Annotated in this window: 23 protein-coding genes; 9 read left to right on the forward strand and 14 right to left on the reverse strand. The window is 62.1% G+C overall.

Going from position 1 to position 23,434, the window contains the following annotated elements; genetic code table 11:
- Positions 1-2 precede the first annotated feature (2 nt).
- A complete protein-coding gene (gene mca / locus EEB13_RS22065) occupies positions 3-875 on the reverse strand; it encodes a mycothiol conjugate amidase Mca (RefSeq protein ID WP_033234618.1) in 873 nt (290 codons plus the stop codon).
- A gap of 184 nt (positions 876-1,059) precedes the next feature.
- On the opposite strand from mca, the gene EEB13_RS22070 reads away from it, so the two are divergent.
- Both EEB13_RS22070 and greA read left to right on the forward strand, forming a co-directional pair.
- Positions 1,060-1,485 (forward strand): DUF4307 domain-containing protein, encoded by a 426-nt coding sequence (locus EEB13_RS22070; RefSeq protein WP_033234528.1) that lies wholly within the window; start codon positions 1,060-1,062, stop codon positions 1,483-1,485.
- A 267-nt stretch (positions 1,486-1,752) separates the two neighbouring features.
- Complete coding sequence (gene greA, locus EEB13_RS22075) at positions 1,753-2,247, forward strand: transcription elongation factor GreA (protein ID WP_033234619.1); 495 nt, start codon at positions 1,753-1,755, stop codon at positions 2,245-2,247.
- A 61-nt stretch (positions 2,248-2,308) separates the two neighbouring features.
- On the opposite strand, the gene EEB13_RS22080 is transcribed toward greA, so the two are convergent.
- Positions 2,309-3,376, reverse strand: coding sequence for an NlpC/P60 family protein (locus tag EEB13_RS22080; RefSeq protein WP_141486281.1), 1,068 nt, complete (start codon positions 3,374-3,376; stop codon positions 2,309-2,311).
- 144 nt (positions 3,377-3,520) lie between these two features.
- Here EEB13_RS22080 and EEB13_RS22085 point away from each other — a divergent pair, with 144 nt between their 5' ends.
- Positions 3,521-3,820 (forward strand): hypothetical protein, encoded by a 300-nt coding sequence (locus EEB13_RS22085; protein ID WP_239654783.1) that lies wholly within the window; start codon positions 3,521-3,523, stop codon positions 3,818-3,820.
- Positions 3,817-4,614: an FAD:protein FMN transferase gene (locus EEB13_RS22090; protein WP_141486282.1), complete on the forward strand. Its 798-nt coding sequence runs from the start codon at positions 3,817-3,819 to the stop codon at positions 4,612-4,614. The genes EEB13_RS22085 and EEB13_RS22090 overlap by 4 nt, the downstream gene beginning before the upstream one ends.
- Before the next feature lie 53 nt (positions 4,615-4,667).
- On the opposite strand, the gene EEB13_RS22095 is transcribed toward EEB13_RS22090, so the two are convergent.
- Genes EEB13_RS22095 through EEB13_RS22105 form a run of 3 tightly spaced genes read right to left on the reverse strand, consistent with a single transcriptional unit; the run spans position 4,668 to position 7,865 of the window.
- Entirely contained in the window at positions 4,668-5,840 is a 1,173-nt protein-coding gene (locus tag EEB13_RS22095; protein ID WP_045069354.1) for a cystathionine gamma-synthase, read from the reverse strand.
- Positions 5,841-5,884: 44 nt separating this feature from the next.
- Positions 5,885-6,439 (reverse strand): hypothetical protein, encoded by a 555-nt coding sequence (locus EEB13_RS22100; RefSeq protein ID WP_141486283.1) that lies wholly within the window; start codon positions 6,437-6,439, stop codon positions 5,885-5,887.
- A gap of 40 nt (positions 6,440-6,479) precedes the next feature.
- Entirely contained in the window at positions 6,480-7,865 is a 1,386-nt protein-coding gene (locus tag EEB13_RS22105; protein WP_033234532.1) for a cystathionine beta-synthase, read from the reverse strand.
- A gap of 71 nt (positions 7,866-7,936) precedes the next feature.
- On the opposite strand from EEB13_RS22105, the gene EEB13_RS22110 reads away from it, so the two are divergent.
- Together EEB13_RS22110 and EEB13_RS22115 are read left to right on the forward strand one after the other, a co-directional pair.
- A complete protein-coding gene (locus tag EEB13_RS22110; protein ID WP_410055777.1) occupies positions 7,937-8,905 on the forward strand; it encodes an SGNH/GDSL hydrolase family protein in 969 nt (322 codons plus the stop codon).
- Positions 8,906-9,028: 123 nt separating this feature from the next.
- A complete protein-coding gene (locus EEB13_RS22115) occupies positions 9,029-10,246 on the forward strand; it encodes an acetyl-CoA C-acetyltransferase (RefSeq protein ID WP_033234533.1) in 1,218 nt (405 codons plus the stop codon).
- Positions 10,247-10,297: 51 nt separating this feature from the next.
- Here the strand turns inward: EEB13_RS22115 and EEB13_RS22120 are convergent, their stop codons facing one another.
- Both EEB13_RS22120 and EEB13_RS22125 read right to left on the reverse strand, forming a co-directional pair.
- On the reverse strand, positions 10,298-11,041 hold the full coding sequence (locus EEB13_RS22120; RefSeq protein ID WP_261984616.1) for an enoyl-CoA hydratase/isomerase family protein: 744 nt from the start codon (positions 11,039-11,041) through the stop codon (positions 10,298-10,300).
- Positions 11,042-11,130: 89 nt separating this feature from the next.
- Entirely contained in the window at positions 11,131-11,973 is an 843-nt protein-coding gene (locus tag EEB13_RS22125; protein ID WP_141486286.1) for an SDR family oxidoreductase, read from the reverse strand.
- Between the two features lie 115 nt (positions 11,974-12,088).
- Between EEB13_RS22125 and EEB13_RS31615 the strand changes: the two genes are divergently transcribed.
- Positions 12,089-12,316 (forward strand): PLD nuclease N-terminal domain-containing protein, encoded by a 228-nt coding sequence (locus EEB13_RS31615; protein ID WP_187328607.1) that lies wholly within the window; start codon positions 12,089-12,091, stop codon positions 12,314-12,316.
- 51 nt (positions 12,317-12,367) lie between these two features.
- Here the strand turns inward: EEB13_RS31615 and EEB13_RS22135 are convergent, their stop codons facing one another.
- The 7 genes from EEB13_RS22135 to EEB13_RS22165 all read right to left on the reverse strand — a co-directional run bounded on the left by EEB13_RS22135 (position 12,368) and on the right by EEB13_RS22165 (position 21,822).
- Positions 12,368-13,225, reverse strand: a complete 858-nt coding sequence (locus tag EEB13_RS22135; protein WP_172937472.1) for a Bax inhibitor-1/YccA family protein — start codon at positions 13,223-13,225, stop codon at positions 12,368-12,370.
- Between the two features lie 174 nt (positions 13,226-13,399).
- Positions 13,400-14,533: a class I SAM-dependent methyltransferase gene (locus EEB13_RS22140; RefSeq protein ID WP_141486288.1), complete on the reverse strand. Its 1,134-nt coding sequence runs from the start codon at positions 14,531-14,533 to the stop codon at positions 13,400-13,402.
- A 57-nt stretch (positions 14,534-14,590) separates the two neighbouring features.
- On the reverse strand, positions 14,591-15,277 hold the full coding sequence (locus EEB13_RS22145) for a nitroreductase (RefSeq protein WP_141486289.1): 687 nt from the start codon (positions 15,275-15,277) through the stop codon (positions 14,591-14,593).
- A gap of 53 nt (positions 15,278-15,330) precedes the next feature.
- Positions 15,331-16,236 carry a TIGR03619 family F420-dependent LLM class oxidoreductase gene (locus EEB13_RS22150; protein WP_141486290.1) on the reverse strand — a complete coding sequence of 302 codons (906 nt, stop codon included), beginning with the start codon at positions 16,234-16,236 and terminating at the stop codon, positions 15,331-15,333.
- Positions 16,237-16,239: 3 nt separating this feature from the next.
- The gene (locus tag EEB13_RS22155; protein ID WP_045069865.1) at positions 16,240-17,031 is read right to left on the reverse strand and encodes an SDR family NAD(P)-dependent oxidoreductase; all 792 of its coding nucleotides are present in this window, start codon (positions 17,029-17,031) and stop codon (positions 16,240-16,242) included.
- Positions 17,032-17,159: 128 nt separating this feature from the next.
- On the reverse strand, positions 17,160-19,523 hold the full coding sequence (locus EEB13_RS22160) for a putative bifunctional diguanylate cyclase/phosphodiesterase (RefSeq protein ID WP_141486291.1): 2,364 nt from the start codon (positions 19,521-19,523) through the stop codon (positions 17,160-17,162).
- Complete coding sequence (locus EEB13_RS22165) at positions 19,516-21,822, reverse strand: putative bifunctional diguanylate cyclase/phosphodiesterase (protein WP_239654782.1); 2,307 nt, start codon at positions 21,820-21,822, stop codon at positions 19,516-19,518. The genes EEB13_RS22160 and EEB13_RS22165 overlap by 8 nt, the downstream gene beginning before the upstream one ends.
- Positions 21,823-22,226: 404 nt before the next feature.
- Between EEB13_RS22165 and EEB13_RS22170 the strand changes: the two genes are divergently transcribed.
- Positions 22,227-22,904, forward strand: coding sequence for a Tellurium resistance (locus EEB13_RS22170; protein WP_033234542.1), 678 nt, complete (start codon positions 22,227-22,229; stop codon positions 22,902-22,904).
- Between the two features lie 210 nt (positions 22,905-23,114).
- Positions 23,115-23,393, forward strand: a complete 279-nt coding sequence (locus tag EEB13_RS22175) for a hypothetical protein (protein ID WP_141486292.1) — start codon at positions 23,115-23,117, stop codon at positions 23,391-23,393.
- Positions 23,394-23,434 lie beyond the last annotated feature (41 nt).

Consider the following 23,434-nt stretch of genomic DNA (forward strand, 5'->3'; position numbering starts at 1 on the left):
TTTCAGACGTCCTCTTCAAGACCTGCGAACAGGTCGGTTTCCGGGATGGACGTAGAAACCCGCGTCTTCGCGAGTTCGAATTCTTCTGTGGGCCAGATCTTCTGCTGAATATCGAGCGGCACCGCAAAGAACGAACCGTTGGGGTCGATCTGCGTCGCATGCGCACGCAAAGCGTCGTCGCGCTGGGGGAAGTAATCGCCGCAGGCGATCTGGGTGGTGACCCGGACCATCATGTCACCGCGCTCGGTCTTCCACTTCTTGAGCCAATCCGCCATGGGGAACGGCTCGCCGCGGCGCTCGTACTCCTCTTGGAAAAGTTCGAGACGCTTACGGATGAAGCCGTGCGAGTAATAGACCTTCTTGATCTCCCACGGTTCGCCGTCCTCGGGATGATATTCCGGGTCGGCAGCCGCTTCGTACGCAGCCATCGACACCTCGTGGCACCGAATGTGGTCGGGGTGCGGGTATCCACCGTTCTCGTCGTACGTCGTGATGACGTGCGGACGGAATTCGCGGAACACCTTGACGAGTGCGCGCGTCGATTCCTCGAGCGGCACCAGCGCAAAGCAGCCCTCCGGAAGCGGCGGCAACGGATCACCCTCGGGCAGGCCCGAGTCGACGAAGCCCAGCCAGCGGTGCTTGACGCCCAGAATCCGCGCAGCTTCCGCCATTTCTTCCTGGCGCACCTCGCTGATGCGGTCGCGGACGCCGGGGACATCCATGGCCGGGTTGAGAATGTCGCCACGTTCACCCCCGGTGAGCGTCAGGACCATCACTTCGTGGCCTTCGGCTGCATAACGGGCGGTGGTGGCCGCACCCTTGCTCGACTCGTCGTCGGGATGGGCATGTACGGCCATGAGCCGGAATCCGCTCACGTGTTCGTTCACCTCAACTTCACCTGTAGCCGTTACCGGCGTCTGCTCCGAACTCTTGCCGTCAAACCTACCGGCAGCGCCAGTGGGCGCGTCCTCTATAGTTCCACCCGAGAGTTCCTGATGCAGCCATGACCCCAGTCCGCGGTTGCGTAGAACACGAACTCGAGTCTTCGAGAGCAGAGTGATGAGTAATACGCTTCCCCAAGATCGGTACCCGAGCGCGACTCGCACGGGCGGTTCCAAGAAGTGGATCGTGTGGGCTCTGACCGCCCTCGTCATCGTTGTGGGCACCGGTATCGCCTACGTCGGATACACCAAATTCTCGGTGAAAGAGATCACGACCGAGACGATCTCGTACGACATCGCCGACGACTCGACCATGAAGATCCGGTTCACCGTCACGCGTGACGATCCGAGCCAGGAAGCTGTGTGCATCGTTCGCGCCCGCTCCAAGGGCGGATCCGAAACCGGTCGACGCGAGGTTTACGTTCCGGCTACGACGTACCAGACCTTGGAGTTCAACACCGAGATCAAAACGTCCCTCCCACCAGGCATGGCCGACGTCTTCGGATGCAGCCTCGACGTCCCGGAGTATCTGACCAAAAACTGACTGCGCCTACTACCCGCCCTGCCCGACGTTTGAGTTCCGACAGGGCGGGTAGTCCTGCGTGATAGAATTGCTTGGTACACGGTTCCGGGTGGAACCGTGTATTGCTGCATTGACGGCCAGGTTGGCGTCGAGCGCAGCGCTGACGGCAAGATCACGCCTAGCCCAGGCGCGTTCGAGCCGTTGTTTATTGCTGTTGCAGTGAGTTCAGTGCTGTCGCAGTGATCTGTCGAGGGAGCCCCCGGCTCCGACTACTAGGGAGTGATCGAGATGACCGAGACCCAGGTGACCTGGCTTACGCAGGAATCACATGACAGGCTCAAGAAGGAACTCGACCAGCTCATCGCGTACCGCCCCATCATCGCCGCCGAGATCAACGAGCGTCGCGAAGAGGGCGATCTGAAGGAGAACGGCGGCTACCACGCTGCACGCGAAGATCAGGGGCAGCAGGAAGCTCGTATCCGCCAGCTTCAGGATCTGCTCAACAGCGCAAAGGTCGGCGAAGCACCCACTCAGTCCGGTGTTGCACTCCCGGGTTCGGTAGTGAAGGTGTACTACGACGGCGACGAGAGCGACACCGAGACCTTCCTGATCGCAACCCGCGAAGAGGGCGCGCGTGACGCCAAGCTCGAGGTGTACTCCCCCAACTCTCCGCTGGGTAGCGCACTTCTCGAGGCCAAGGAAGGCGAGACTCGCGAGTACAACCTGCCTAACGGCGGCACCATGAAGGTCACCCTCGTTAGCGCGGAGCCGTACCACAGCTGATCGGTTACACACGAAACAAACGTCGCCCGGACATACTCGTCCGGGCGACGTTTTTTCTTGCCTAGATCACTCGTCGCGCCTTCATACCGGCGAAGATCGGACCGACTTTCACTACGTCACCGAAGGTCGGCGCGTGCAGCATCTGCCCGTTTCCGACGTAGATCGCGACGTGTCCGGGGCCGCCTGCCTGCCAGTTTCCGAACAGCAGATCACCTGGTTGCGCTTGATCGAGGGGAATCTCGACGCCAACACCCCATTGGGTTTCCGACGTGCGTGGCAAAGTGATCCCGGTTGCGGCGTGGATGGCGTACGACGTCAGTCCCGAGCAGTCGAACCCGCCCATCGACGGACCGTTGATGTTTCCTCCGCCCCACACGTACGGCAGTCCGAGGAATTTCAGTCCGGCTTGGACTACACCGCCTACCGCGGCCGCAAGATTGTTGTAATTGAACGGCGCAAGCATCAGGGCAAAGGAATCCTGCAAGGACGTGACCTGCGCGACGAAGGGTGCCGCAGTCTGATCCTGCGGAACGCCGTGCGCTGCCCGCACTGCCTCGGGCCCGACGTCGTAGGCTGCCAGCGCCAGTTCGACGGTATCGCCCTGGACCTCCCCTGATTGCTGCCACGACTGGGCCTGCTTCACCAGTTCACACAGTCGGTAGCCGGACGTCATCACGGGGTCTGCGACACCGAAGATGTCCATCTTGCCGTCGCCGTCGCCGTCCTTGCCGTACGCCGTCCACGCTGCTGTGGTGAATCGGCCAGGTCCGCGCCCACCCTCGTCTGACACTTCTGCGCCGGGGCCGTATTGAAAGCCACTGCGCGTCGAATACAGAGATGCCACCACCGCCGGCGTGATCTCCGGGCAGATTGCGCCCGCTTTCTTGACCCACGGAGCAAATACCGCGACCGCGCCAACCGGCGCCAGAGCAGCACCGGGAAAATTGGACGGCACCGAGGGCACAAGCCCTTCCGGATTCTCTTGTGCTCGCACCGGCCCGCCCCAGGCCGCGAGTGAGATTTCCGCGGCGGGAGCTGCATTCGCCTCTGCGGGCGTCCCCAGTGTTGCTCCTATCACCCCCAGTGCAGTACCGATCGACACAGTGATCGCCAGGACACTCACTGCCATCAAAAACCTCCGGTAACTGATCGATCCACGAGCCTGTCGAACCTGTCGGTGGCACCGCCTAGGGTTTCGAACATGCATTCGATACCCCCGGTGGCACACCAACCTGTAACCAATGTCTCATTTATCACGTCAGACGTTACCCAAATGACCACATACCCCAAGGCTTTTCTCAGGTTCGGCGGGCAGGCTGTGGACATGAGCGACGATCGGACACGGCCCACTCGGGCTCGCACCTCGGCATACCGACCCGTTCACCTCGCGCTTGCTGCGACGGCTGTTGCGGGCGCCATCGCAAGTGGTGGCTTATCCCTCGTTTCCAACCCCACCGACAGTTCCACCACGACGGCCATCTCCACCGACACCACCTCGAAGCATGCGGCCGCATCACGACTGGTCGTAGCCAGCGGGTTCGGAGTTCCGGACGCCGTCTCGAACGGTTCGTGAACGCACCACGCGCCGCAACCGAATGGCTCACATGGGGCGTCCAGGCCCGCGTAGTCGTCACCGATCCCGGTACCCTCGCCTCCGCCGCCAGTCTCGTGCGGGGTTATCTGAGCGCTGCCGACGCGGCCACCAATCGCGATCGCGCAGACTCCGAGATCCGCACATTCGGATCCGGGCCGGCTCTCGAGGTCGACGGGGCCCCCATAACGCCGATGTTTGCGCATTTCCTCACGGACGCACTCGCGATCGCGCGCCTCACCGACGGCAAACTCACCCCAACGGCAGGCTCGCGAGATCCACACTCCTGGTGGAAGATCCGCGTCGCGAGCAACCGGGTGTTCAGCCCGGCCGACGTTGTCCTCGATCTATCCGCCACTGCGCGCGCCAGTTCCGCTGACCATTGCGCCGCAACCACAGCCGAACTTCTCGGCTGCGGGGTTCTCGTTGCCTTGGGCGGAGACATAGCCGTGGCCGGACCGTCGCCGGAAGGCGGCTGGCAGATTCAGGTTCAAGATCTCCCGGGAGACCCCACGTGTCAGGTTGCCGTTCCTTCCGGGTGCGGCATCGCGACGGCCAGCACCGTCAAGCCGCTTGCCCGGGAATCGACGGCAACATCGATGTGGCGCACGGTATCGGTGATAGCCGAATCCTGTGCGGAGGCAGCAGCACTGAGCCGGGTAGCCGTGGGAATGAGCGGCTCCGCCATCGATTGGCTCCACAAGCTGGATCGCCCGGCCCGCCTGGTCGATCAGGAGTTCCGGGTCACCACCCTGGCGGGGTGGCCGGACGACTGACACTGTGCGCCTTTGTCAACCGCCCGCGGTTGACAAAGGCGCACAGCACAGAGTTACGCCAGCGCCTGCTCGATATCGCCGACCAGGTCGGAGGCATCTTCGATACCAACCGACAGACGGACCAGGTCGTCGGGAACTTCGAGCGCCGAACCGGCGGTCGACGCGTGGGTCATGGCGCCGGGGAACTCGATGAGCGATTCGACGCCGCCGAGAGATTCTGCGAGCGTGAAGATTTCGGTGCGTGAGCACAAGTCGAGAGCAGCAGCCTTGCCACCCTTGAGCCGCACGGAGATCATGCCGCCGAATCGCCGCATCTGCTTGGCCGCAACCTTGTGCGACGGATGCGAGGCGAGACCCGGGTAGATGACGCTCGCGACGGCGGGGTGCCCGTCGAGCAGTTCGACAACCTTTTCGGCGTTGTCGCTGTGACGCTCCATCCGCAATGCCAATGTCTTGATGCCGCGCAGCGTGAGGAAGGCGTCGAACGGACCGGGGACGCCGCCGGAACCGTTCTGCAGGAACGCGAAAGCGTGGTCGAGCTCTTCGTCGTCGCAGACCAGTGCGCCACCGACCACATCGGAGTGTCCACCGATGTACTTGGTAGTGGAGTGCAGAGCGATGTCGGCGCCCAACTGCAGGGGCTGCTGCAAGTAGGGCGAGGCAAAGGTGTTGTCCACCACGATCTTTGCATTGCCCTCGTGCGCAACCTCGGCCAGGAGTTCGATGTCACCGATGTTGAGCAGTGGGTTCGTGGGTGTTTCCACCCACACCAGCTTGGTGTTGGGTCGCATCGCTGCGCGTACCGCGTCGACGTCCGACACCGGAGCCGGGGTGTACTCGATGCCCCACTGCGTGAAGACCTTGTCGATGAGTCGGAAGGTTCCGCCGTAAGCGTCGTCTGGGATGACGAGGTGGTCACCCGGGCGCAGAACGGATCGGAGGAGGCAGTCAGTGGCAGCCATGCCCGAGCTGAAAGCCCGACCGTAGCTACCTGATTCGAGTGCCGCCAGGTTCGCTTCGAGCGGTCGACGAGTGGGGTTGCCCGTGCGCGCGTACTCGAATCCGCTGCGCATCCCACCCACACCGTCTTGCGCGAAGGTGGAACTCGCGTAGATCGGAACGTTGACGGCACCGGTCAGCGGATCGGGCTCGTAGCCCGCGTGTACCGCTTTCGTGGAGAAACCCTGCCAGCTGATGTTGTCGGCCTTGCTGCGTTGCTCGCTCATGCCCACCAGACTAGTAGCCACCTCGCCGATGCAGGGCGGCTGTGTCAGTTCTCGACCAACTCCACGACCCTGATTGCCGCATCCAACGCGGCGGTCTCGGCGAGGTCGGGGCTGTACATCACCATGGTCATGTGTTCGGGAGAGAGAACAGTGATCGTCAGACCACCTTTGGCAACCGCACCCAAACTTCTCAGTCGCGGGTCCTGCAGGTCGTATCCACTTTTTGCCATCGTCTCGCGCGTACTCTGCGAGTTGGTCATCGTAAAGGACGTGATGGCGATGGACCTGCCGCCGTCCATCCAGATGCACCCGTTCGGCATGTCGTTGGGGGCGCCGTACGGTTCGACGATGTCACGGACTGCCGGCATGAGGGTCGAGCATTTCACCGAGCCTGAGAAGGCCGGAGCGAGCGATGCCGTCGGCCTAACCGTCGTCGGCGCCGTTTCGGCGGTAGTCGACTTCCCAGGCGGGGCGCTAGTCGACACCGCTACCTTTGCCCCCGATGCTGCTTGCGGAGTGCCGGCAACCGTCGAACTACAGGCCGTTGTCACCAGTACTGCCGCAAGAACACCGATATATCCGACGAGTTTGTCCCCCATGGGCGCTGACCCTACCTTCCGGGGGACAAACTCGGATGTCTCAGGATCCGGCGCTGAGGAATCCCAAAAGGTCGTGGCGGGTGATGACACCGACGGGCTTACCGTCGTCGACGACCATGAGGGCGTCAGTATCGCCGAGTGCCTTGGTCGCGGCCGAGACCGGCTCGCCCGATCCGATGAGCGGGAACGGCGCACTCATGTGCTTTTCGACCGAATCGGCAAGTTGCGCACGGCCTTCGAATACTGCGCTGAGCAGATCACGTTCGGTGACACTGCCGGCCACCTCACCTGCCATGACGGGCGGTTCGGCACCAACCACCGGCATCTGTGACACACCGTATTCACGCAGGATCTCGATGGCGTCACGCAAGGTTTCCGACGGGTGCGTGTGCACGAGATCGGGCAGTTCTCCCGACTTTCCGCGCAGCACGTCGCCCACGGTGGGGACGTTTGCCTTGCCGTCGAGCGGAGTCCGCAGGAAGCCGTACGACGCCATCCACTGATCGTTGAAGATCTTGGACAGGTAGCCGCGGCCACCGTCGGGAAGGAGTACGACAACAAGTGCGTCGGGGCCTTCGCGCTTGGCGACCTCGAGTGCCGCGACGACAGCCATGCCGCACGATCCACCGACCAGCAGGCCTTCTTCACGGGCCAGACGACGCGTCATCTCGAAGGAGTCCGCATCCGACACGGCGATGATCTCGTCCGGAATGGACGGATCGTAAGCCGTGGGCCAGAAATCTTCGCCGACACCTTCGACCAGGTACGGACGACCCGTGCCGCCGGAGTAGACGGAACCTTCGGGGTCGACGCCGACAACCTTGACCTTGCCGCCCGACACCTCCTTGAGGTAGCGGCCGGTGCCGGTGATGGTTCCACCGGTGCCGACGCCGGCGACGAAGTGCGTGATCTTGCCGTCGGTGTCTGCCCAGATCTCGGGGCCGGTGGTCTCGTAGTGGCTTGCCGGTCCGCCCGGGTTGGAGTACTGGTTGGGCTTCCAGGCACCCGGGATCTCACGGGTGAGCCGATCGGAGACGCTGTAGTAACTGTTGGGGTGCTCGGGTGCGACGGCTGTGGGGCAGACGACTACCTCGGCTCCGTAAGCACGCAGAACGTTTCGCTTGTCTTCGCTGACCTTGTCGGGGCAGACGAACACGCACTTGTATCCGCGTTTCTGAGCGACGAGCGCCAAACCGATTCCGGTGTTGCCTGACGTCGGTTCGACGATGGTGCCGCCCGGCTTCAATTCTCCGGAGGCCTCCGCCGCGTCGATCATCTTGACGGCGATACGGTCCTTGGAGCTACCGCCCGGGTTGAGGTATTCGACCTTGGCTGCCACAGTGCCGTAGTTCTCGCCCGTGACGGACGTGAGTTTGACGAGTGGGGTGTTGCCGATGAGGTCTACGACGTGTTCCGCGATGCGCATCGCTCCATGTTCCCAGATCCGGCGAATCGCTGCGCGTAGACGTCGGGCGAAGGTGCGGCGATCCGGCTAGATTGACCACTGTGAGTCGGACCGGAGTGAAAGCGTCGGTGGCCACAGTGGTGGCCGGGTCGAGCGCCGGCACGGCGACGTGGTTGGCGTACCAGTACCTGATGTCGCAGGCCGGTGCCGCACGCGGCGTGATCGGACGCAATGTCTCCAAACCACCCGAAGCGGACGGTGTGTATTCGCCGGGCATCGACGCACCGGAGCGGTGGTGGCGCGGCGTTCCGTTCGACCTCCATCTGATGATTTTCGGCGATTCGTCAGCCGCTGGTGTTGGCGCCGTGACCGCGGACGAGGTACCGGGGGTGCGGATCGCAAAACTCCTCTCGGAGGAGACCGGGAAGCGAATCCGCCTGAGTACCAAGGCTATCGGCGGCGCCACGTCGCGCGGTTTGAGTGGCCAGGTCGACGCCATGTTCATTGCCGGGGCGGCGCCGGACGCGGCGGTGATCCTGATCGGCGCAAACGACGTGACTGCCAAGAACGCTATTCGAGCATCGGCCAGGCGTCTCGGTGACGCAGTACGGCGCTTGCGCGAGAGCGGCGCCGTCGTCGTGGTCGGCACGTGTCCCGATCTGGGGGTGGTCACCGCGATCCCACAACCGCTGCGAACCGTCGTACGCGAGTGGGGACATCGTTTGGCGGCAGCGCAGGCGTCGGCGACGAGAGCGGCGGGTGGGCATCCTGTTCCGCTGGCCGATCTGCTCGCAAAAGAATTCCTCGCTTCCCCGGACACCATGTTCTCGGCTGATCGGTTCCACCCGTCGGCGGCCGGCTACGAGCTCGCGGCCCGCCAGATCGTGCCGGTGCTCGCTGCGGCGTTAGGCGAATGGACTGGCGGGCCACTCCCCGATCTCCCCCAGGTCTCGGACGCCGCACAGGCACAGACGATGGCTGCCCGCGTATCCACTGCTCTGCACCGCGTTGGGTGGATCGGCCACCCGAAACCCGCAGTACAGGAGCTTGGCGACGACTGAGTGAGACTCCGTGCCCCTGTTTTCGGGTCGGCAACGTAAATTGGCAGTCGAAGCTGCATTCATCTTGCCCTGCTCGTCGCGCAGTCGTCTGCGCCGACCACGCAGTACACAAAAGGAGTTTTCATGCCCGAGGCAGTAATCGTCTCAGCAGTACGGTCGCCCATCGGCCGCGCAATGAAGGGTTCGCTCAAGGACATCCGCCCCGATGACCTCGCCACCCAGATGGTTGCAGCCGCGCTGGCGAAGATCCCCGAGCTCGATCCCACCGAGATCGACGACCTCATCATGGGTTGCGGTCAGCCTGCCGGACAGTCGGGCTTCAACATCGCCCGCGTCGTCGCAGTTCAGCTGGGCTACGACTTCCTCCCCGGCGTGACGGTCAACCGTTACTGCTCCTCGTCGCTGCAGACCACCCGTATGGCACTGCACGCCATCCGCGCAGGCGAGGGCGACGTCTTCATCTCCGCCGGCGTCGAGTCCGTCTCCAGCTTCGTCACGGGCAACGCAGACGGCCTGCCGAACACCAAGAACCCGCTCTTCGACGCAGCGCAGGCGCGTAGCGCCAAGCTCGCCGAAGGTGGAGTCGCCTGGACCGATCCTCGCGAAGAGGGACTGCTCCCCGACGTCTACCTGGGCATGGGCCAGACGGCAGAGAACGTTGCCTCCGCTACCGGCATCAGCCGCGAAGATCAGGACCGCTTCGCTGTTCGCAGCCAGAACCGCGCAGAGGAAGCCATCAACCGTGGCTTCTTCGAGCGTGAGATCACCCCGGTCACCCTCGCCGACGGCACCGTCGTCTCCAAGGATGACGGCCCGCGCGCCGGCACCACCTACGAAGGCATCAGCGGCCTCAAGCCCGTCTTCCGTCCCGACGGCACCGTCACCGCAGGCAACGCCTGCCCGCTCAACGACGGCGCTGCCGCTCTGGTGATCATGTCCGACACCAAGGCCAAGGCTCTGGGCCTGACGCCCCTCGCCCGCATCGTCTCCACCGGCGTCTCGGGTCTGTCCCCCGAGATCATGGGCCTCGGCCCGATCCAGGCCGTCAAGAACGCCCTGAAGTTCGCGGGCAAGTCGATTTCCGACATCGACCTGTTCGAGATCAACGAGGCTTTTGCGGTCCAGGTCATCGGATCTGCTCGTGAGCTCGGCATCGACGAGGACAAGCTCAACATCTCCGGCGGTGCATTGGCACTCGGCCACCCCTTCGGTATGACCGGTGCACGTATCACCAACACCCTGATCAACAACCTGCGCGAGCAGGACAAGACCTTCGGCGTCGAGACCATGTGTGTCGGCGGCGGACAGGGCATGGCAATGGTGATCGAGCGCCTCAGCTGATCTCCTGAGCACGTCGAAAACGGCCGCCCGGCTTCTGCCGGGCGGCCGTTTTCAGGTAGTCGTGAATTTCTGAGCAAAACTTCCCAACTCGCGGATCAGCTCGCGCGCGGCATCGTCTTCGCGTTGGACCGCCGCTCGGGCTTCCTCCGACCATCCTTGGCGCAGTAGCTTTTTCGCGGCCAGGACTGCGGGTCCGACATTGCCCGCGATCTGCGACGCAGCCTCCATCGCTCGGGGATGCAGCTGATCAGCCGGAACTGCCGCGACCGCAATGCCGATCTCGGCTGCTTCTTTTCCGTTCAGCCACCTGGCCGTCAACAGAAGTTCGGACGCGCGTTGCGCGCCGATCACCTTGGGCAGCATCCAACTACTTGCCGCTTCTGGCGCTGTTCCGAGAGATGTGAACGGGGCACGCAACCGAGCATCGTCGGCAACGTAGACGACGTCGCAGAAGAGCAGCATCGTCAGACCGATGCCGACAGCGGCGCCGTGCACGGCAGCGACGAGCGGCTTCGGGAACTCCACCAGCGCCACGATCAAAGGAGCAAATGCGTGTCCGAAATCAGCGGTGTCCGCCCCAGGTGCGGAGAGCGCGCGCAGGTCCACTCCGCTCGAAAATGCCTTGCCCGCACCCTCGATCACCACCACCGCGACTCTTGAATCTGCGGCCGCGTCGTCGAGCGCTTTGGTCAGAGCCCGGAAGCCTGCGGCATCAAAAGCGTTGAGTCGCTCCGGTTTGTTGAACGTCACTGTCCGTACAGATCCGTTGTCCGAGACGAGTACAGGTGTCGACATGGATATACGCACGCCCTTCAGCTAGAGGAACCAAGCAACTGCTAGGTATCCCAAGCACCGTAACCCGGTCGCACCGACAAAAGAAGTTGTCAGGAGTCGAAGGACAGAGATTCCGAAAGGCCGCGGTTCGCATCGATCTGGCCCGAAATGACGACGAGATTCTGCTCGACTCCGCTTATCGCGTCAGTGCCGGCGACGAATCGCAGCGGCAATGTCTCCGAGTCGGAAAGAGTAACGAGAGCTCGGGCGAGCTTCTTGGGGTCGCCGCCCTGTTGTCCGTTCATGCTCTTCCACGCCTCGATCGTCTGGGCAGTACGTTCCGCGTAGTCCTCGATCTCGAGCTCCGGCCAGATCGTGGACGAGCCTTCGACCAACAGTTCCGTCCGGAAGAATCCGGGCTCTACAGCCATCGTGCTGATGCCGTACGGCTCGAGATCGAAGCGCAGAGACTCCATCCACCCTTCCAGAGCGAACTTCGATGCGGCGTAGGCGGCGCAGAACTCCTGACCGATCAGACCGGCAGTGGATGTGATGGTGATGACCTGACCTCTGCGCCGGCGCCGCATGACGGGGAGGACAGCACGAGTCACGTTGAGCGGGCCGAAAAAATTGGTTTCCATCTGCGCCCGGAACTGTTCAGGACTGATGTTCTCGAAGTAACCGGCGTAGAAATTTCCGGCGTTGTTGACCAACACGTCGATTCGACCGAATCGTTCGACTGCAGTCGCAGCTGCCGCCTGCGCCGCTTCGGTTGAGGTGATATCGAGAACAACGGCGAGTAGCTCCTCATGTGCACCGATAGCCTTCTCGACCCGGTCCGCGTTTCGTCCCGTCGCGACGACCGAATGTCCGGCGGCGAGCGCGGCTTGGGCGATGTCGACACCCATTCCTCGACCAGCGCCGGTAATGAACCACACCTTCTTTTCAGACATGACACACAGTCAAACTCGGTTTGTCCGAAGGAGGGAGACCCTGTCTATACGGTTAATGCCAGTGCCTCCCTGGACTCGTCTACGGGGGACGGGAGCGGGAATGGAGGAGTACGACGTGAATGAAGAGACTCACAATCCGACGGTGCCGATCGGTTTCGACATCGTTTGGTCTGTGTTCATGCTGTTGTGGATCGTTCTCACGGTGACTGCGGTGGTGTCCATCGTGAGGTCCGATGCCGATCCGGTCGCAAAAATCGGATGGTCTGCCCTCTCCGTCATCCTGCCGATCGTCGGGCCTGCGGCATGGTTCTTCGCGAGCAGGCGTCGACAGAACGCGCTATGACAAAAGAAATGGCCCCCGCATCGCGGAGGCCATTCTTGTTACTGCGAGTTGTCAGTCGCGACTGAAGTAGCTCAGCAGGCGCAGGATCTCGACGTACAGCCAGACCAAGGTGACGGTGAGGCCGAGGGCGACGCCCCAGGCTGCCTTCTCGGGAGCCTGTGCGCGGATCAGCTGATCAGCGGCATCGAAGTCGAGCAGGAAGCTGAAGGCTGCGAGACCGATGCAGACCAGGCTGAAGATAATGGCGATTGGTCCACCGTCACGCAGGCCGAGTCCGCCGTCGATAAAGAAGCTGGCGACGAGGTTACCCAGAGCCAGAACCACGACGCCGATCAAGGCACCGATGATCATGCGGGTCAGTCGCGGCGTCACACGAATGGCGCCGGTCTTGTAGACCACAAGCATGCCGAAGAACACGCCGAACGTGCCGAGAACTGCCTGTGAGATCAGCACCGAGGCCGACACACCGCCAGCCGCTTCGATCGGGGCAGTGAACATGAATGACAGAGCACCCAGGAAGAGGCCCTCGAACGCGGCATAAGCCAGCACGATGGCCGGGTTGTCCATCTTGCGACCGAAAGTCGCAACGAGAACCAGGACAAGTCCGACCAGACCGCCGACGATCACAAACGGCGATGCGAGACTCGGGTCGTTGTTCACGAGGAAGTACGAGACCAGCGCGGTCAACGCAAGCACACCGAGCGTCATGCCCGTCTTGGTGACAACATCGTCGATTGTCATAGCCCGCGAGGTGGGGCCGGTCTGGTACGGCTCGGCCGGAGCGTACTGCGGCTGACCGAACTGCTGGGTGACCTGCGAGGCGCCCGCCGTCGCAGATCCGAACGAGGCGTATCCGTTGCCCTCTTGCTTGGGCAGATTGCGGAACACCGGGTTGCTGGTGGTGCGCACCGTGATCATCCCTTCATCGTGGTGACCTGCGACGGGTGCGTCGCGGGTTCGCCGAACGGATCCGAGTTTCCGACCGGTCCGTGTACTTACAAAAGTAAAGCACTCGTAATTTACAACGTCGGAGCGTTCGCCGTAGTTCCCGGCAGGTTTCCGGCGGGTCAACAGTTCCCGATACTAGGACGCTTTGATCGATCGCATGACGATGAACTTCGCGTTCTTGGCCATCGCTTGACTCTCACCGACTGCAGCTTTCAACGGTTCCCGGTAGCCCAGGTGGGCGTTGTGCACGGTCCATAGCTGCCCGCCCGGACGCAGTACCCGACCTGCTGCCTCGAACAGCTTGAGTGCACCTCCGGTATGAACGGCGGCACCGACGTGGAACGGCGGGTTGAGGAGGACCAGGTCGACGCTGGCGTCGGGCAGAGTGCTCATCGCGTCGTCACGCAGGCCGCGCACTCGATCTCCGACACCGTTGGCCGACGCCGTGGCGATCGACGACGCCACTGCCGCCGACGACTGGTCCGTGGCAACGACCTGCGCGTCTGCGAACTTCAGCGCGATCGCTGTCGCAAGAATGCCACTGCCACAGCCCAGGTCTACGACGTCGCGGGGCGTGATGTCGATCTTGCCCAGATTCTCGAGCAACAACCGGGTTCCGATGTCGAGACTCGCACCGGCAAACACCGCTCCATGGGCAACCACGTCGAGACCGAATTCGTCGAGCCACTCGGTCTTCGGGAACGTGACGGCGGCGTCGGCCTTCGGCTCAGCGGCCCGCAGAACCCGGGACTTCTGCCGGCCTCGCGACGCGCTTACCGCCGAAAAGGACTCTGCGAGAACCTTGTTCATGGCCGGAGTGATGTGCTTGTCGCGCCCTCCTGCGAAGACGCGTACCTCTGGATCGGCGTGCAGCGCAATCAGCTGGCTGATCTCCCCCAGCTCGGCGAGGCTGCGCGGCAACTGCATGAGGACAACGCGAGCGCCGCGCAGCAGGGCTTCGCCCAGTCCGTGCGATGTGTAGCGCTCGGTGAATCCGAGTTCGCGGGCATTGTTCGCCAACGCCAGTTCGCCGGTGAGCGGGTCCTGGTAGACACGCACCTCGGACCGGCCGTGCTCGAGAACCGCTCCGGCCGTCAACGCTCCGTAGTGATCGCCGACAACAACTACCGATCCCGACGGCGCCGCCGCAAGGGCGTCGGCCGCCTCGTCGAGGATCAGCCGATCAGCCGCATCGACAGCAAATAGATTGGGTGCCTCGATGTCGGGAAAGCGGCGGAGTCGATCGAACATTTCGGGGGTGTCGGACATGCGGACCAGTCTCTCAGGTCCGCCTGCCCAACACTCAATCCCGCTCCGAGCAGGTGATCAGTTCGACATCCACTGCACGACGTTGTCGACGTCCTCGCGGGCTGTGCGGAACCCGTTCACGGGGTGTTCCGTGTCCGCGTATCCGAAGGAGATCGCGCACACGACCTTGCGGGTGTCGTCGATGCCGAAGTGCTCGTGGATGAACTTGGAGCAACCGGCAAGCGCTGCCTGCGGGATCGTGGCGACACCAAGACTTTGAGCAGCGAGCAGGAAACTGTTGACGTAAAGCCCACAATCGACGGCCCCGTAGGTCCCCAATGCCTCGTCCGTGGTGATGATGGCGACGTGCGGAGCGCCGAAGAGTTCGAAGTTCTTCATGGTCTGCGCACCGGACCCGGCACGATCACCGTGTTCGATACCTACGCTCGAATACAGCGCCATCGCGCAATCGAACCGGCGCGACTTGTAGACACCCTGGTACTCACGCGGGAACTCGAAATCGGACTCCTGTGGATTGGCCATGACATAGGCGCCCAGACCGGCCCGGAACCTTTCGGTCCCCTCACCTTCCGTGATTGCCACCTGCCACGGCTGTGTGTTGCACCAGGACGGGGTCTTCTGCGCGAGCCGCAGGATCTCGTTGACGACCTCGCGAGGAACCTGACGATCCTCGTATGCCCGGCAACTGATTCGGGAGTCGAGGAGAGATTCCAGGCTCGACAAGGTGGCGGTGGTCTCGGTCATGTATGCGTCTCCTCGGGCTTGACCAGCGAGTATTTACTAGCGTTCGTTAGACACTACGTGGTTACGGATGTGAAGGCAGATGCCAGTTCCCCGAATACGGCCATCGCCTCGTCCGGGTTCGGGTCGAGCGCTCCCAGTGCCACCAGCACATCGGTCGCGCCGGCCTCGACAAGTTCTTCGGCCCCGAGCATCGTCGCATGTAGGTCGATCGATCCGTCCGACGCCCTGACAATCGTCAGACGTCCACGAATGTCCAGGGTCGACGCATCCCGTCCGAGATCCGCCATCGCCTTACGGATGAGCGCTCCACCCTCTCGCAGGTCGTCGTTGGTGGCGCCCATGATCGGAATCCACCCGTCACCCCAGGTTGCGACACGCCGCACGACGGCCTTCGACAACGAACCTGACACCCAGATCGGGATTCCAGTGGCTGGCCGAGGCGCGCAGTACACGTCGTCGAACTTCAGGCGGGGTGTGTCGATGCTCGCCGGTGCCGAAGTCCACAGTGCCCGGCAGATCGCCAATGCGTCGTCGAGAAGCGGGCCGCGCTTGCCGAAGTCGATTCCCGCAGCATCGTATTCACGTTCCTGCCAACCGGTTCCGACTCCGAGATCCAAGCGGCCCCGCGAGAGAAGGTCGATGGTCGCCGCGGTCTTGGCCAGCACGGCTCCCCCGCGCAACGCCGCGATCACGATGCCAGTGCCCAGTCGAATCGTTGTAGTCTGTCCGGCAACAAAAGCCAGCACGCTCAAGGGTTCGAGCCAATTCGCGTCCGGCTCGGTGGGAAACGCCGACCATGTGTATGCGGAGTTGTCCGAACCCATCACGACGTGATCGGTGACCAGGACTCGATCGAACCCGGCTGACTCCGCGCTTTGACAGACCTGAACCAGTTTCCCGTAGGAATCCGCTGCCAACGTAGTGCCGAAGTTCGGAACGTTGAGACTCAAAGTTGTCATGGGTCAAGCCTTTCGGGGGCGGTTGGTCCAACCACCCTCTTCGGTGGGGAACCAGCCGCCCGCGGCGTGGGAGCCACCGTCGACATGGATGACGGTGCCGGTGATGTACCTTGCCAGATCTGATGCAAGAAACAGTGCCGGCCCGGCGATATCCACTGGTTGCCCCGGACCACCCAACGGCGCCCACTGCGGCCACTTGGCCCAGTCGTCGGCGGCCACGATCGACCGGTACGGCACCTGCACGGACTCGATGAGATCGGGCGCAATTGCGTTGACGCGCACGCCTGTTCTACCGATCTCGACGCCGAGGCTTCGGGTGAACTGCGTCAGCGCGGCCTTGTACGCCGAGTACACGGTGTGTCCCGGGATTGCCCGATGCGCTTCCACCGTGGTCAGATTCAGGATCGATCCGCCTGCGCCGCGTTCGATCATGCCGGGAAGCAGCGCATGTGTCAGGCGCAGAACCTGGTCGAAGTTGATATTGCCCATGTCCGACCAGAACGCCGGCGTCGTGGCTGAAAAGGTTTGCGGCGGTGCCAGAAAGTGGCCGACGTTGTTCACCAGAATGTCCGGTGCGAAGTCGATCAGCTCCTGCGGAATTTCGGCCTTGCGGACGTCGTAGGACAAACTTGCAACCGAACCACCTGCTGTGGAATCGAATTCGATGTCCGCGACAGGCTCGGTGTCGACGTCGACAACAAGCACCTGGGCGCCATGACTCGCATAGGCCCGTGCGATTGCGGCGCCGATGGCGTGCGCGCCACCCGTCACCACCGCCTTCTTGCCCACCAACATCGGCCCCGGGACAAACGCCGAATCGCTCACCACACATCACTCCGTCACTGTTCTCGCTCGGCAACTCGAGATGAGGCCGCTCCGCAATGCACCATCACACAAAGAGAAACCAAACGCGGCGCGCGTTCTCACTCAGCGGCAGAAGGCAATCTGTAATTCCGGCGAGACTCGATGAACGCGTCGACGTCCGCCGCCGGCATCGGGCGACCTTCCAGATAGCCCTGAACGACGCGGCAGCCACACTCGGTCACCACGGCTCTCTGACGATCGGTTTCGACGCCCTCGGCAACCGTTTCCAAGCCCATCGACTCGGCAATGTCGACAATGGCGCGAAATACCGCGGTTCTCGACTCCGTCGGATCCGCGTCCAGTTGACTCACGAAAGCTCGGTCGATCTTCAATCTGTCCACCGGCAGCAAGGACAGGCTCGCGACCGAGGAGTACCCGGTGCCGAAATCGTCCATGGCAATGGCAACACCTAACTCCGCGATCCGTAGCAGGACTTCTCGATCCGAGTCGTCGATGACCAGCGACTCCGTCACCTCGATCTCCAGTCGCTCCGCAGCCAAGCCTGTTTCGCGGAGAACGTCGCGAACGGAGTCAACGTACCCCACGGAACGCAACTGCACCTGAGAAACATTCACTGCAATACGCACGTGGTCGGGCCACGTCGTCGCCAGCGCGGATGCGGTGCGCAAGACCTCTGCCCCGATAGGAACGATAAGCCCTGTTTCCTCCGCGACCGAGATGAAGTCAGCCGGTGAAACCACACCCGAGACGGGGTGGTTCCACCTCAATAACGCCTCGAATCCCACGACGGCTCCAGTAGCTGCCGACACCTGCGGTTGGTAGGCAAGTTCGAACTCGCTGTTCTGCACCGCCATTCGAAGATCCAGGAGTGCCCTGGCCCTACCGGTAGCGCGCTCACGCAGAGTCGAGTCGAACCGTCGAATCTGATTCCGACCACTCACCTTCGCGTGATAAAGCGCGAGGTCCGCGACAACGACCAAATCGTCGAGGTTTGCCGCATCATTCGGAAGTGAACCGTATCCAAGACTTCCCCGAACCCGAATCGAGTTGCCGGCGAGGTCGAATGGAACATCGATCGCATCGACGATCGACTGGAACCGCTCCTTGACTTCCTGCTCGTCGTCGATCCCGCTGAAAGCCACGGCAAATTCGTCCCCACCGAGTCGAGCACAGATTTCCGTCAGGCGCAGCACGGCGTTCAGCCGCGCCGCCACATCGACCAGCACGTTATCGCCGACGCGGTGCCCCCAGCGGTCGTTGATCGACTTGAAATTGTCGAGGTCGAGCATGGCCAGCCAGACATCGTCTCCGTCGGCGATCATCTTCGACAACCGCGCCGTGAACGTGTACCGATTCTGAAGTCCGGTGAGCGAATCCACCTCGGCAAGTTCGCGAATGTACTCCCGCTGCTGATGAACGCGCGTGATGTCGGAGCCGACGCCGCGCCAACCGCCGTCGGAAAGGCTGTCACTCCTACGATGCCCGGACATCGACCACCGTCGAGGTCGACCGCCGATCCACACGTCCAATTCGATGTCACGGAATGCGTCACCGTTGTCGAGGCGCTCGACAAGTGTGTCGAGCGCAATGCGTCCGGTCGCTGTTCTGTCGGCCCCGACGCCCTTCAGAATCTCGCTCATAGCCCGTCCACTGATCTCGGCGGCCGGCAATCCCAGACTCTCCGCAAAACGATGGGACACAGCCACCGCGATACCCTTGTCGTCGGTTTCCCACAGCCAGTCCTGCGCACCGTCTTCGAGATCGTTGAGTAGCAGTTCGACAAGATCGCGCTGATCCTCCGCGTTGAGTTCTGCGCGGAGGCGACGCTCGAAAACGTTTGCCAACACCAATGTTCCGCATTGGAGCGACACGAGATAGAGACCGAGCAATCCTAGTAGTACCCAACGCTCCGAACCTGGTTCAGACCAGAATCCCCACGCCAGACCACCGCCGACAATCACGATCCACACAGTCGTCAAACCCCGGAACATCACTACCGGAATGATCCCAACTACCACGCCTCCCAACAAAATTGCCGTCAGCGTCAGCTCTTGAGCCGCTCCGAGAATTGGAAAGAGAACAAAAGCGGCCCAAGCCAGCAACGCCGCCCATGTGACTACCTGAATCGCCACGACGACAAGATCCGTGATCTCCCGCTCGGCCTCGCGTTTTTTGAGTCTCGTGAACCAGAACACGGCGAGCGAGATATTGGATCCAAGTACCAAAGCCATCCAAGTCCACCGGAACCAACCGGTTTCGACAGGCATAAAAGCGACGACCAAGCTCAGTGAGAATGCCGCGACGAGGAATGCCATGGGCGCGACGCGCGCAGAGTAGTGCAATCGGCGGATGAGAAGTCTTCGATCTTCGTAGTACGACGCGGGGTCGCCCGTCCACGACGGGTCGATGAGATGAAACACCGTGTGGAATGCCCGCTGCCTCAACCCTCGCTTCTCACTCATGGTGCACCGACAAGATCCGCATCAGATTCTCGAGCGTCATCGCCTCACCCGCGACACGACCCTGCACCGTCCGCACTTTCATGTCGGCCGCACCCGCGAGTTGCACCTCGCTGTCGACCCCCAGCATCACCGCCTCCAAACCCAACGACTCGACCAAAGTCACAACGGCGGCAAGAATCGGCCACTGCCCCGGAACGGTTCCCGAGAACGACCGATCGACGCGGACTCGAGTAAAAGGGAGATCCGACAGCGATGCAAGGGAAGAGAATCCGGTTCCGAACTCGTCGACGGTCAACGAAACACCAAGCCCAGCCACTCCACGCATCCCAGCCTTCGCTCGATCCGAGATCGCCGATGATTCGGTGAGCTGCAACTCGATTCGACGAGCAAGAACACCCCATCTGTCGAGCGCGTCCGCAACATGGTCGACAAGCCCATCCGATTCGAGTTCGCGCCCAGAGACGCTGATTGCCAACCGGATATCACCCGGCATTTTCGACGCAGCGCTGCATGCCTTCTCGAACAGCATCGAGCCGACGGTCGACGACAGTCCGGCGTCGTCGACAACAACCATGAATTCGGTTGCCGGCACCATTCCCAGCCTCGCGTTGTTCCACGTCGCTTTGACCTCGACCGCGACTATCGAGCGCGAAGCCACGTCGAGCTGCGGCAGAAAGCGGAGCTCGATATCGTCGGGCGATACGCCATTTCCGATGTCTTCCAACAGATGTGCGCGTCTGGTCGCGGTCAGTTGCATCGAATGCTGATACTGGAGGATTGTTCCTCGCCCCGATTCTTTGGCTGCGTAGAGCGCAAGGTCCGCGGCCACCAGTAGCGCATCAGCGGTTTGTCCCCGATCGGCCGGAACGTGGAACCCTATGCTGCATCCGATATCCAACCGGTTACCGGACACCAAAACCGGTTCTCGGAGAATATCGACGTAACTCAGCAGATCCGTGTGCACGCTGTCGTGATCGTCAACCGTTCGGAACAAGATTGCGAACTCGTCACCGCCGAGACGCGCACACAGGTGTGCTGCTCCGCCTACCTCCACCAGGCGTGCTCCCACCTCTTTCAACACTTCGTCGCCTATCGAATGTCCCAGCGTGTCGTTCACCGATTTGAAGTTGTCGAGGTCGAGCATCGCAAGCGCGATCCGAGGTTTCCCTTGCTCCGAGTTACGCACGCTGCGTTCGAGTTCCAACCAGAAATTGTGTCGGTTGGGCATCCCGGTCAGCGCGTCGATCAGACCCATGCGAACGATTTCGTCGCTCTGAATCTTCACATCGGTGACGTCCGAGCCGACGCCTCGCCAGACAAAATCGTCAGGTGCCAGTCCGGGGGTAGGCCGACCGGACAGTTTCCACCACCGTATGGCGTCGCGTACCCGCACCGGAAGCATGACGTCGACAAACGCGTCCTTTGCGCTGCGAGCCTTCTCCAGTTCCAACAACGCGTCACGTCCACCAGGTAGCTCGTATGACCCCAGCTCGGCAAAGAGTTGCTGCCATGACACACCTCGCACCGCAGCCGGATCGATCCCGGCGTCGAACGCGAGCCTGCTGGGAATCCGCAAGAACCGACCTTTGCTATCGGTCTCCCACACAAAATCCGCGGCATTGCCTTCGAAATCGTCGAGCAGCATTTGCGCAACAGTCCGCTCTGCCGCGGCGCTGAGTTCCGCTTTGTAGCGCCCTTCGATATGCCCCGATACCACGATCGTGCCGGCGATCAGCGCGGTTCCGTATACCAGGAGACTGATCAGAAGCCGTCCGAACTCCGGGCCTGGTTGCTGCCAGAACGCGATGCCGAGAATCACCGTACTCGACAGAATCCAGATGACACCCAGAGAACGCAGCACCGCCGTAGTCAGCGCACCCGCACCGATAATCGCCGCCATCGTGCCCGTCATCACCAGGTCGCCGGCGTCGTCGAGGATCGGGTACAACACAATCGCGAGCGCTGAGTAGAGGACGCCCGCGGCGGCAAACTCGAATGCCAGGAAAATATAGGCAAGGTGCTCGGACTGCACGATCGCCCCTCGTCTGACGGCAACCCCTACATACGCGCCGACAAGGCCGACTACTCCTGCAGCAATCGGCCAGGCCCTGAGCAAAAGGCCGCCGTCCTCGGGAATGACGTACATCGACAATCCGAGTACAACCAGAAGGTGTACCGCTGCTGCCCAGGGCAACATCGTGAAGCTGACGGTGATCTGCCGGTTCCTGAGGTCACGCCGCTGCGCCGCTGTCAGTGCGCGCTGCTCGGCGAGCAGTGCCGAACGTGGTTCGAAACCCATCGAGCCCCCTCGCCCGTCGGACTCTGTGCGGACCGACCTACATGCAGCCTTGCACCAATCGGGCAATTATGCCGTAACAAGAATTAACCCATCGATACGGACGTCCAAGTGGCACTACGGTAGGAAACCACACGATTGCCCCAAAGTCAGCAAACCACGAGCGCCGCCATGGCAACATCATGTGAATCGACCGTGACGTCGGCCGGACACCGGCCGTGACATCGGCCGGACACCGGCTAGGTTCCGCACCGGTCGAGGAGGCTCGGTTGATGTCCACACCGTCACCAAAATCGGACATCAGGAACAATGGGATCTGATCGACCATCACAACGGACAAAATTCGCAACTGATCGCGCACCAGGTTCCACGATCGAACTCTTCGGGTTCAGAGAAGGACAACTACGATGGCAATCGACTACACCCGGCGCCCCTCGGAATCCACACCCTCGACAGGCTCGGTCAATCTGAGCAAGATCACACTGACCAAAGCCGCACCGACGGTCAATCTCGCCAAGGCCGGCGAACGCCAGGGAAACATGCGTGTGAATCTCAACTGGTCACAAGGTGCCGCGCCGAAGAAAACGGGTTTCCTGGCCAAACTCGCCGGCGCAGGATCTGGTGCCGTCGATCTCGACCTCGGCTGTCTCTACGAACTCGCAGACGGTTCCAAAGGGGTTGTCCAGGCACTGGGCAACAGCTTCGGAGCATTGAATACCGCGCCGTTCATCATGTTGGACGGCGACGATCGCAGCGGTTCGAACACCGGCGGCGAGAACATGCACGTCAATCTCGCCGACCCGAGCGTCTTCCGACGGATTCTGATCTTCGCGATGATCTACGACGGCGCACCCAACTGGGCTGCCGTCGACGGCGTTGTCACCCTGGAGCCGACCACTGGACCCCAAGTGGAAGTTCGACTGGACTCTGCGAGCAATCAGGCTCGCATCTGCGCAATCGCCTTCATCCAAAGTTCTGGACAAGGCGTGAGTGTTACCCGGGAAGTGCAGTACATCAACGGCAGTCAGTCCGACCTCGACCGCGCCTACAGTTGGGGCATGCAGTGGTCTGCGGGCCGTAAATAGGCAGCGACGAGACCAATCAGGGTCTGCCACTATTGCGCAATTTGTCCATATTTGACTGCGGAATTGGCTAGGCTCGATTTCTGTAGAGTCAGACATGAGGGGTCAACTCGACACCGATAGTGGGTCGGCCGTGCTATGTGCTTAGCCTGGTCGGCGGTGGTGCCCCGATTCCCTCGAGATCGGGGCATCACCTAGCTCCATCGCCACGAAATGCGCCGCAATTTCGCCATTTCACACCCGGTTTCGCGGCTCACCGGCACGGGTACCAGAGAGGAAGTTCTCCTCGAGCTTCTCAAGACTGAACTGGTGATCCGAATGTGGGTGAAGCGAACCGACACAGCGCTGATCGTCACCGTTGCCGTGATCCTCGGGATCATGGTGTGGATCTCGAGTTCTCACCTCGCCGCGTCGATCGGGGTCACCGTCGCCGCTGCCGCAACCTTCTGGATCGCCTGCGGATTCATCCACGGATTCCATTCCCCGAAATGACCTTCATCCCTGCCGTAAACGAATAGTCAAGTACCGCAATA

This window comes from Rhodococcus sp. WS3 (genome assembly GCF_003797085.1).
In the GTDB taxonomy this organism is placed as follows: domain Bacteria; phylum Actinomycetota; class Actinomycetes; order Mycobacteriales; family Mycobacteriaceae; genus Rhodococcus_F; species Rhodococcus_F globerula.

What these genes read in the sequence shown, in the direction of transcription:
- EEB13_RS22070 (WP_033234528.1), top strand. Translation starts at nt 1,060, where the DNA reads ATGAGTAATACGCTTCCCCAAGATCGGTACCCGAGCGCGACTCGCACG.
- greA (WP_033234619.1), top strand. Translation starts at nt 1,753, where the DNA reads ATGACCGAGACCCAGGTGACCTGGCTTACGCAGGAATCACATGACAGG.
- EEB13_RS22080 (WP_141486281.1), bottom strand. Translation starts at nt 3,376, where the DNA reads ATGGCAGTGAGTGTCCTGGCGATCACTGTGTCGATCGGTACTGCACTG.
- EEB13_RS22085 (WP_239654783.1), top strand. Translation starts at nt 3,521, where the DNA reads ATGACCACATACCCCAAGGCTTTTCTCAGGTTCGGCGGGCAGGCTGTG.
- EEB13_RS22095 (WP_045069354.1), bottom strand. Translation starts at nt 5,840, where the DNA reads ATGAGCGAGCAACGCAGCAAGGCCGACAACATCAGCTGGCAGGGTTTC.
- EEB13_RS22100 (WP_141486283.1), bottom strand. Translation starts at nt 6,439, where the DNA reads ATGGGGGACAAACTCGTCGGATATATCGGTGTTCTTGCGGCAGTACTG.
- EEB13_RS22105 (WP_033234532.1), bottom strand. Translation starts at nt 7,865, where the DNA reads ATGCGCATCGCGGAACACGTCGTAGACCTCATCGGCAACACCCCACTC.
- EEB13_RS22115 (WP_033234533.1), top strand. Translation starts at nt 9,029, where the DNA reads ATGCCCGAGGCAGTAATCGTCTCAGCAGTACGGTCGCCCATCGGCCGC.
- EEB13_RS22120 (WP_261984616.1), bottom strand. Translation starts at nt 11,041, where the DNA reads ATGTCGACACCTGTACTCGTCTCGGACAACGGATCTGTACGGACAGTG.
- EEB13_RS22125 (WP_141486286.1), bottom strand. Translation starts at nt 11,973, where the DNA reads ATGTCTGAAAAGAAGGTGTGGTTCATTACCGGCGCTGGTCGAGGAATG.
- EEB13_RS22140 (WP_141486288.1), bottom strand. Translation starts at nt 14,533, where the DNA reads ATGTCCGACACCCCCGAAATGTTCGATCGACTCCGCCGCTTTCCCGAC.
- EEB13_RS22145 (WP_141486289.1), bottom strand. Translation starts at nt 15,277, where the DNA reads ATGACCGAGACCACCGCCACCTTGTCGAGCCTGGAATCTCTCCTCGAC.
- EEB13_RS22150 (WP_141486290.1), bottom strand. Translation starts at nt 16,236, where the DNA reads ATGACAACTTTGAGTCTCAACGTTCCGAACTTCGGCACTACGTTGGCA.
- EEB13_RS22155 (WP_045069865.1), bottom strand. Translation starts at nt 17,031, where the DNA reads ATGTTGGTGGGCAAGAAGGCGGTGGTGACGGGTGGCGCGCACGCCATC.
- EEB13_RS22160 (WP_141486291.1), bottom strand. Translation starts at nt 19,523, where the DNA reads ATGAGTGAGAAGCGAGGGTTGAGGCAGCGGGCATTCCACACGGTGTTT.
- EEB13_RS22165 (WP_239654782.1), bottom strand. Translation starts at nt 21,822, where the DNA reads ATGGGTTTCGAACCACGTTCGGCACTGCTCGCCGAGCAGCGCGCACTG.
- EEB13_RS22170 (WP_033234542.1), top strand. Translation starts at nt 22,227, where the DNA reads ATGGCAATCGACTACACCCGGCGCCCCTCGGAATCCACACCCTCGACA.
- EEB13_RS22175 (WP_141486292.1), top strand. Translation starts at nt 23,115, where the DNA reads ATGCGCCGCAATTTCGCCATTTCACACCCGGTTTCGCGGCTCACCGGC.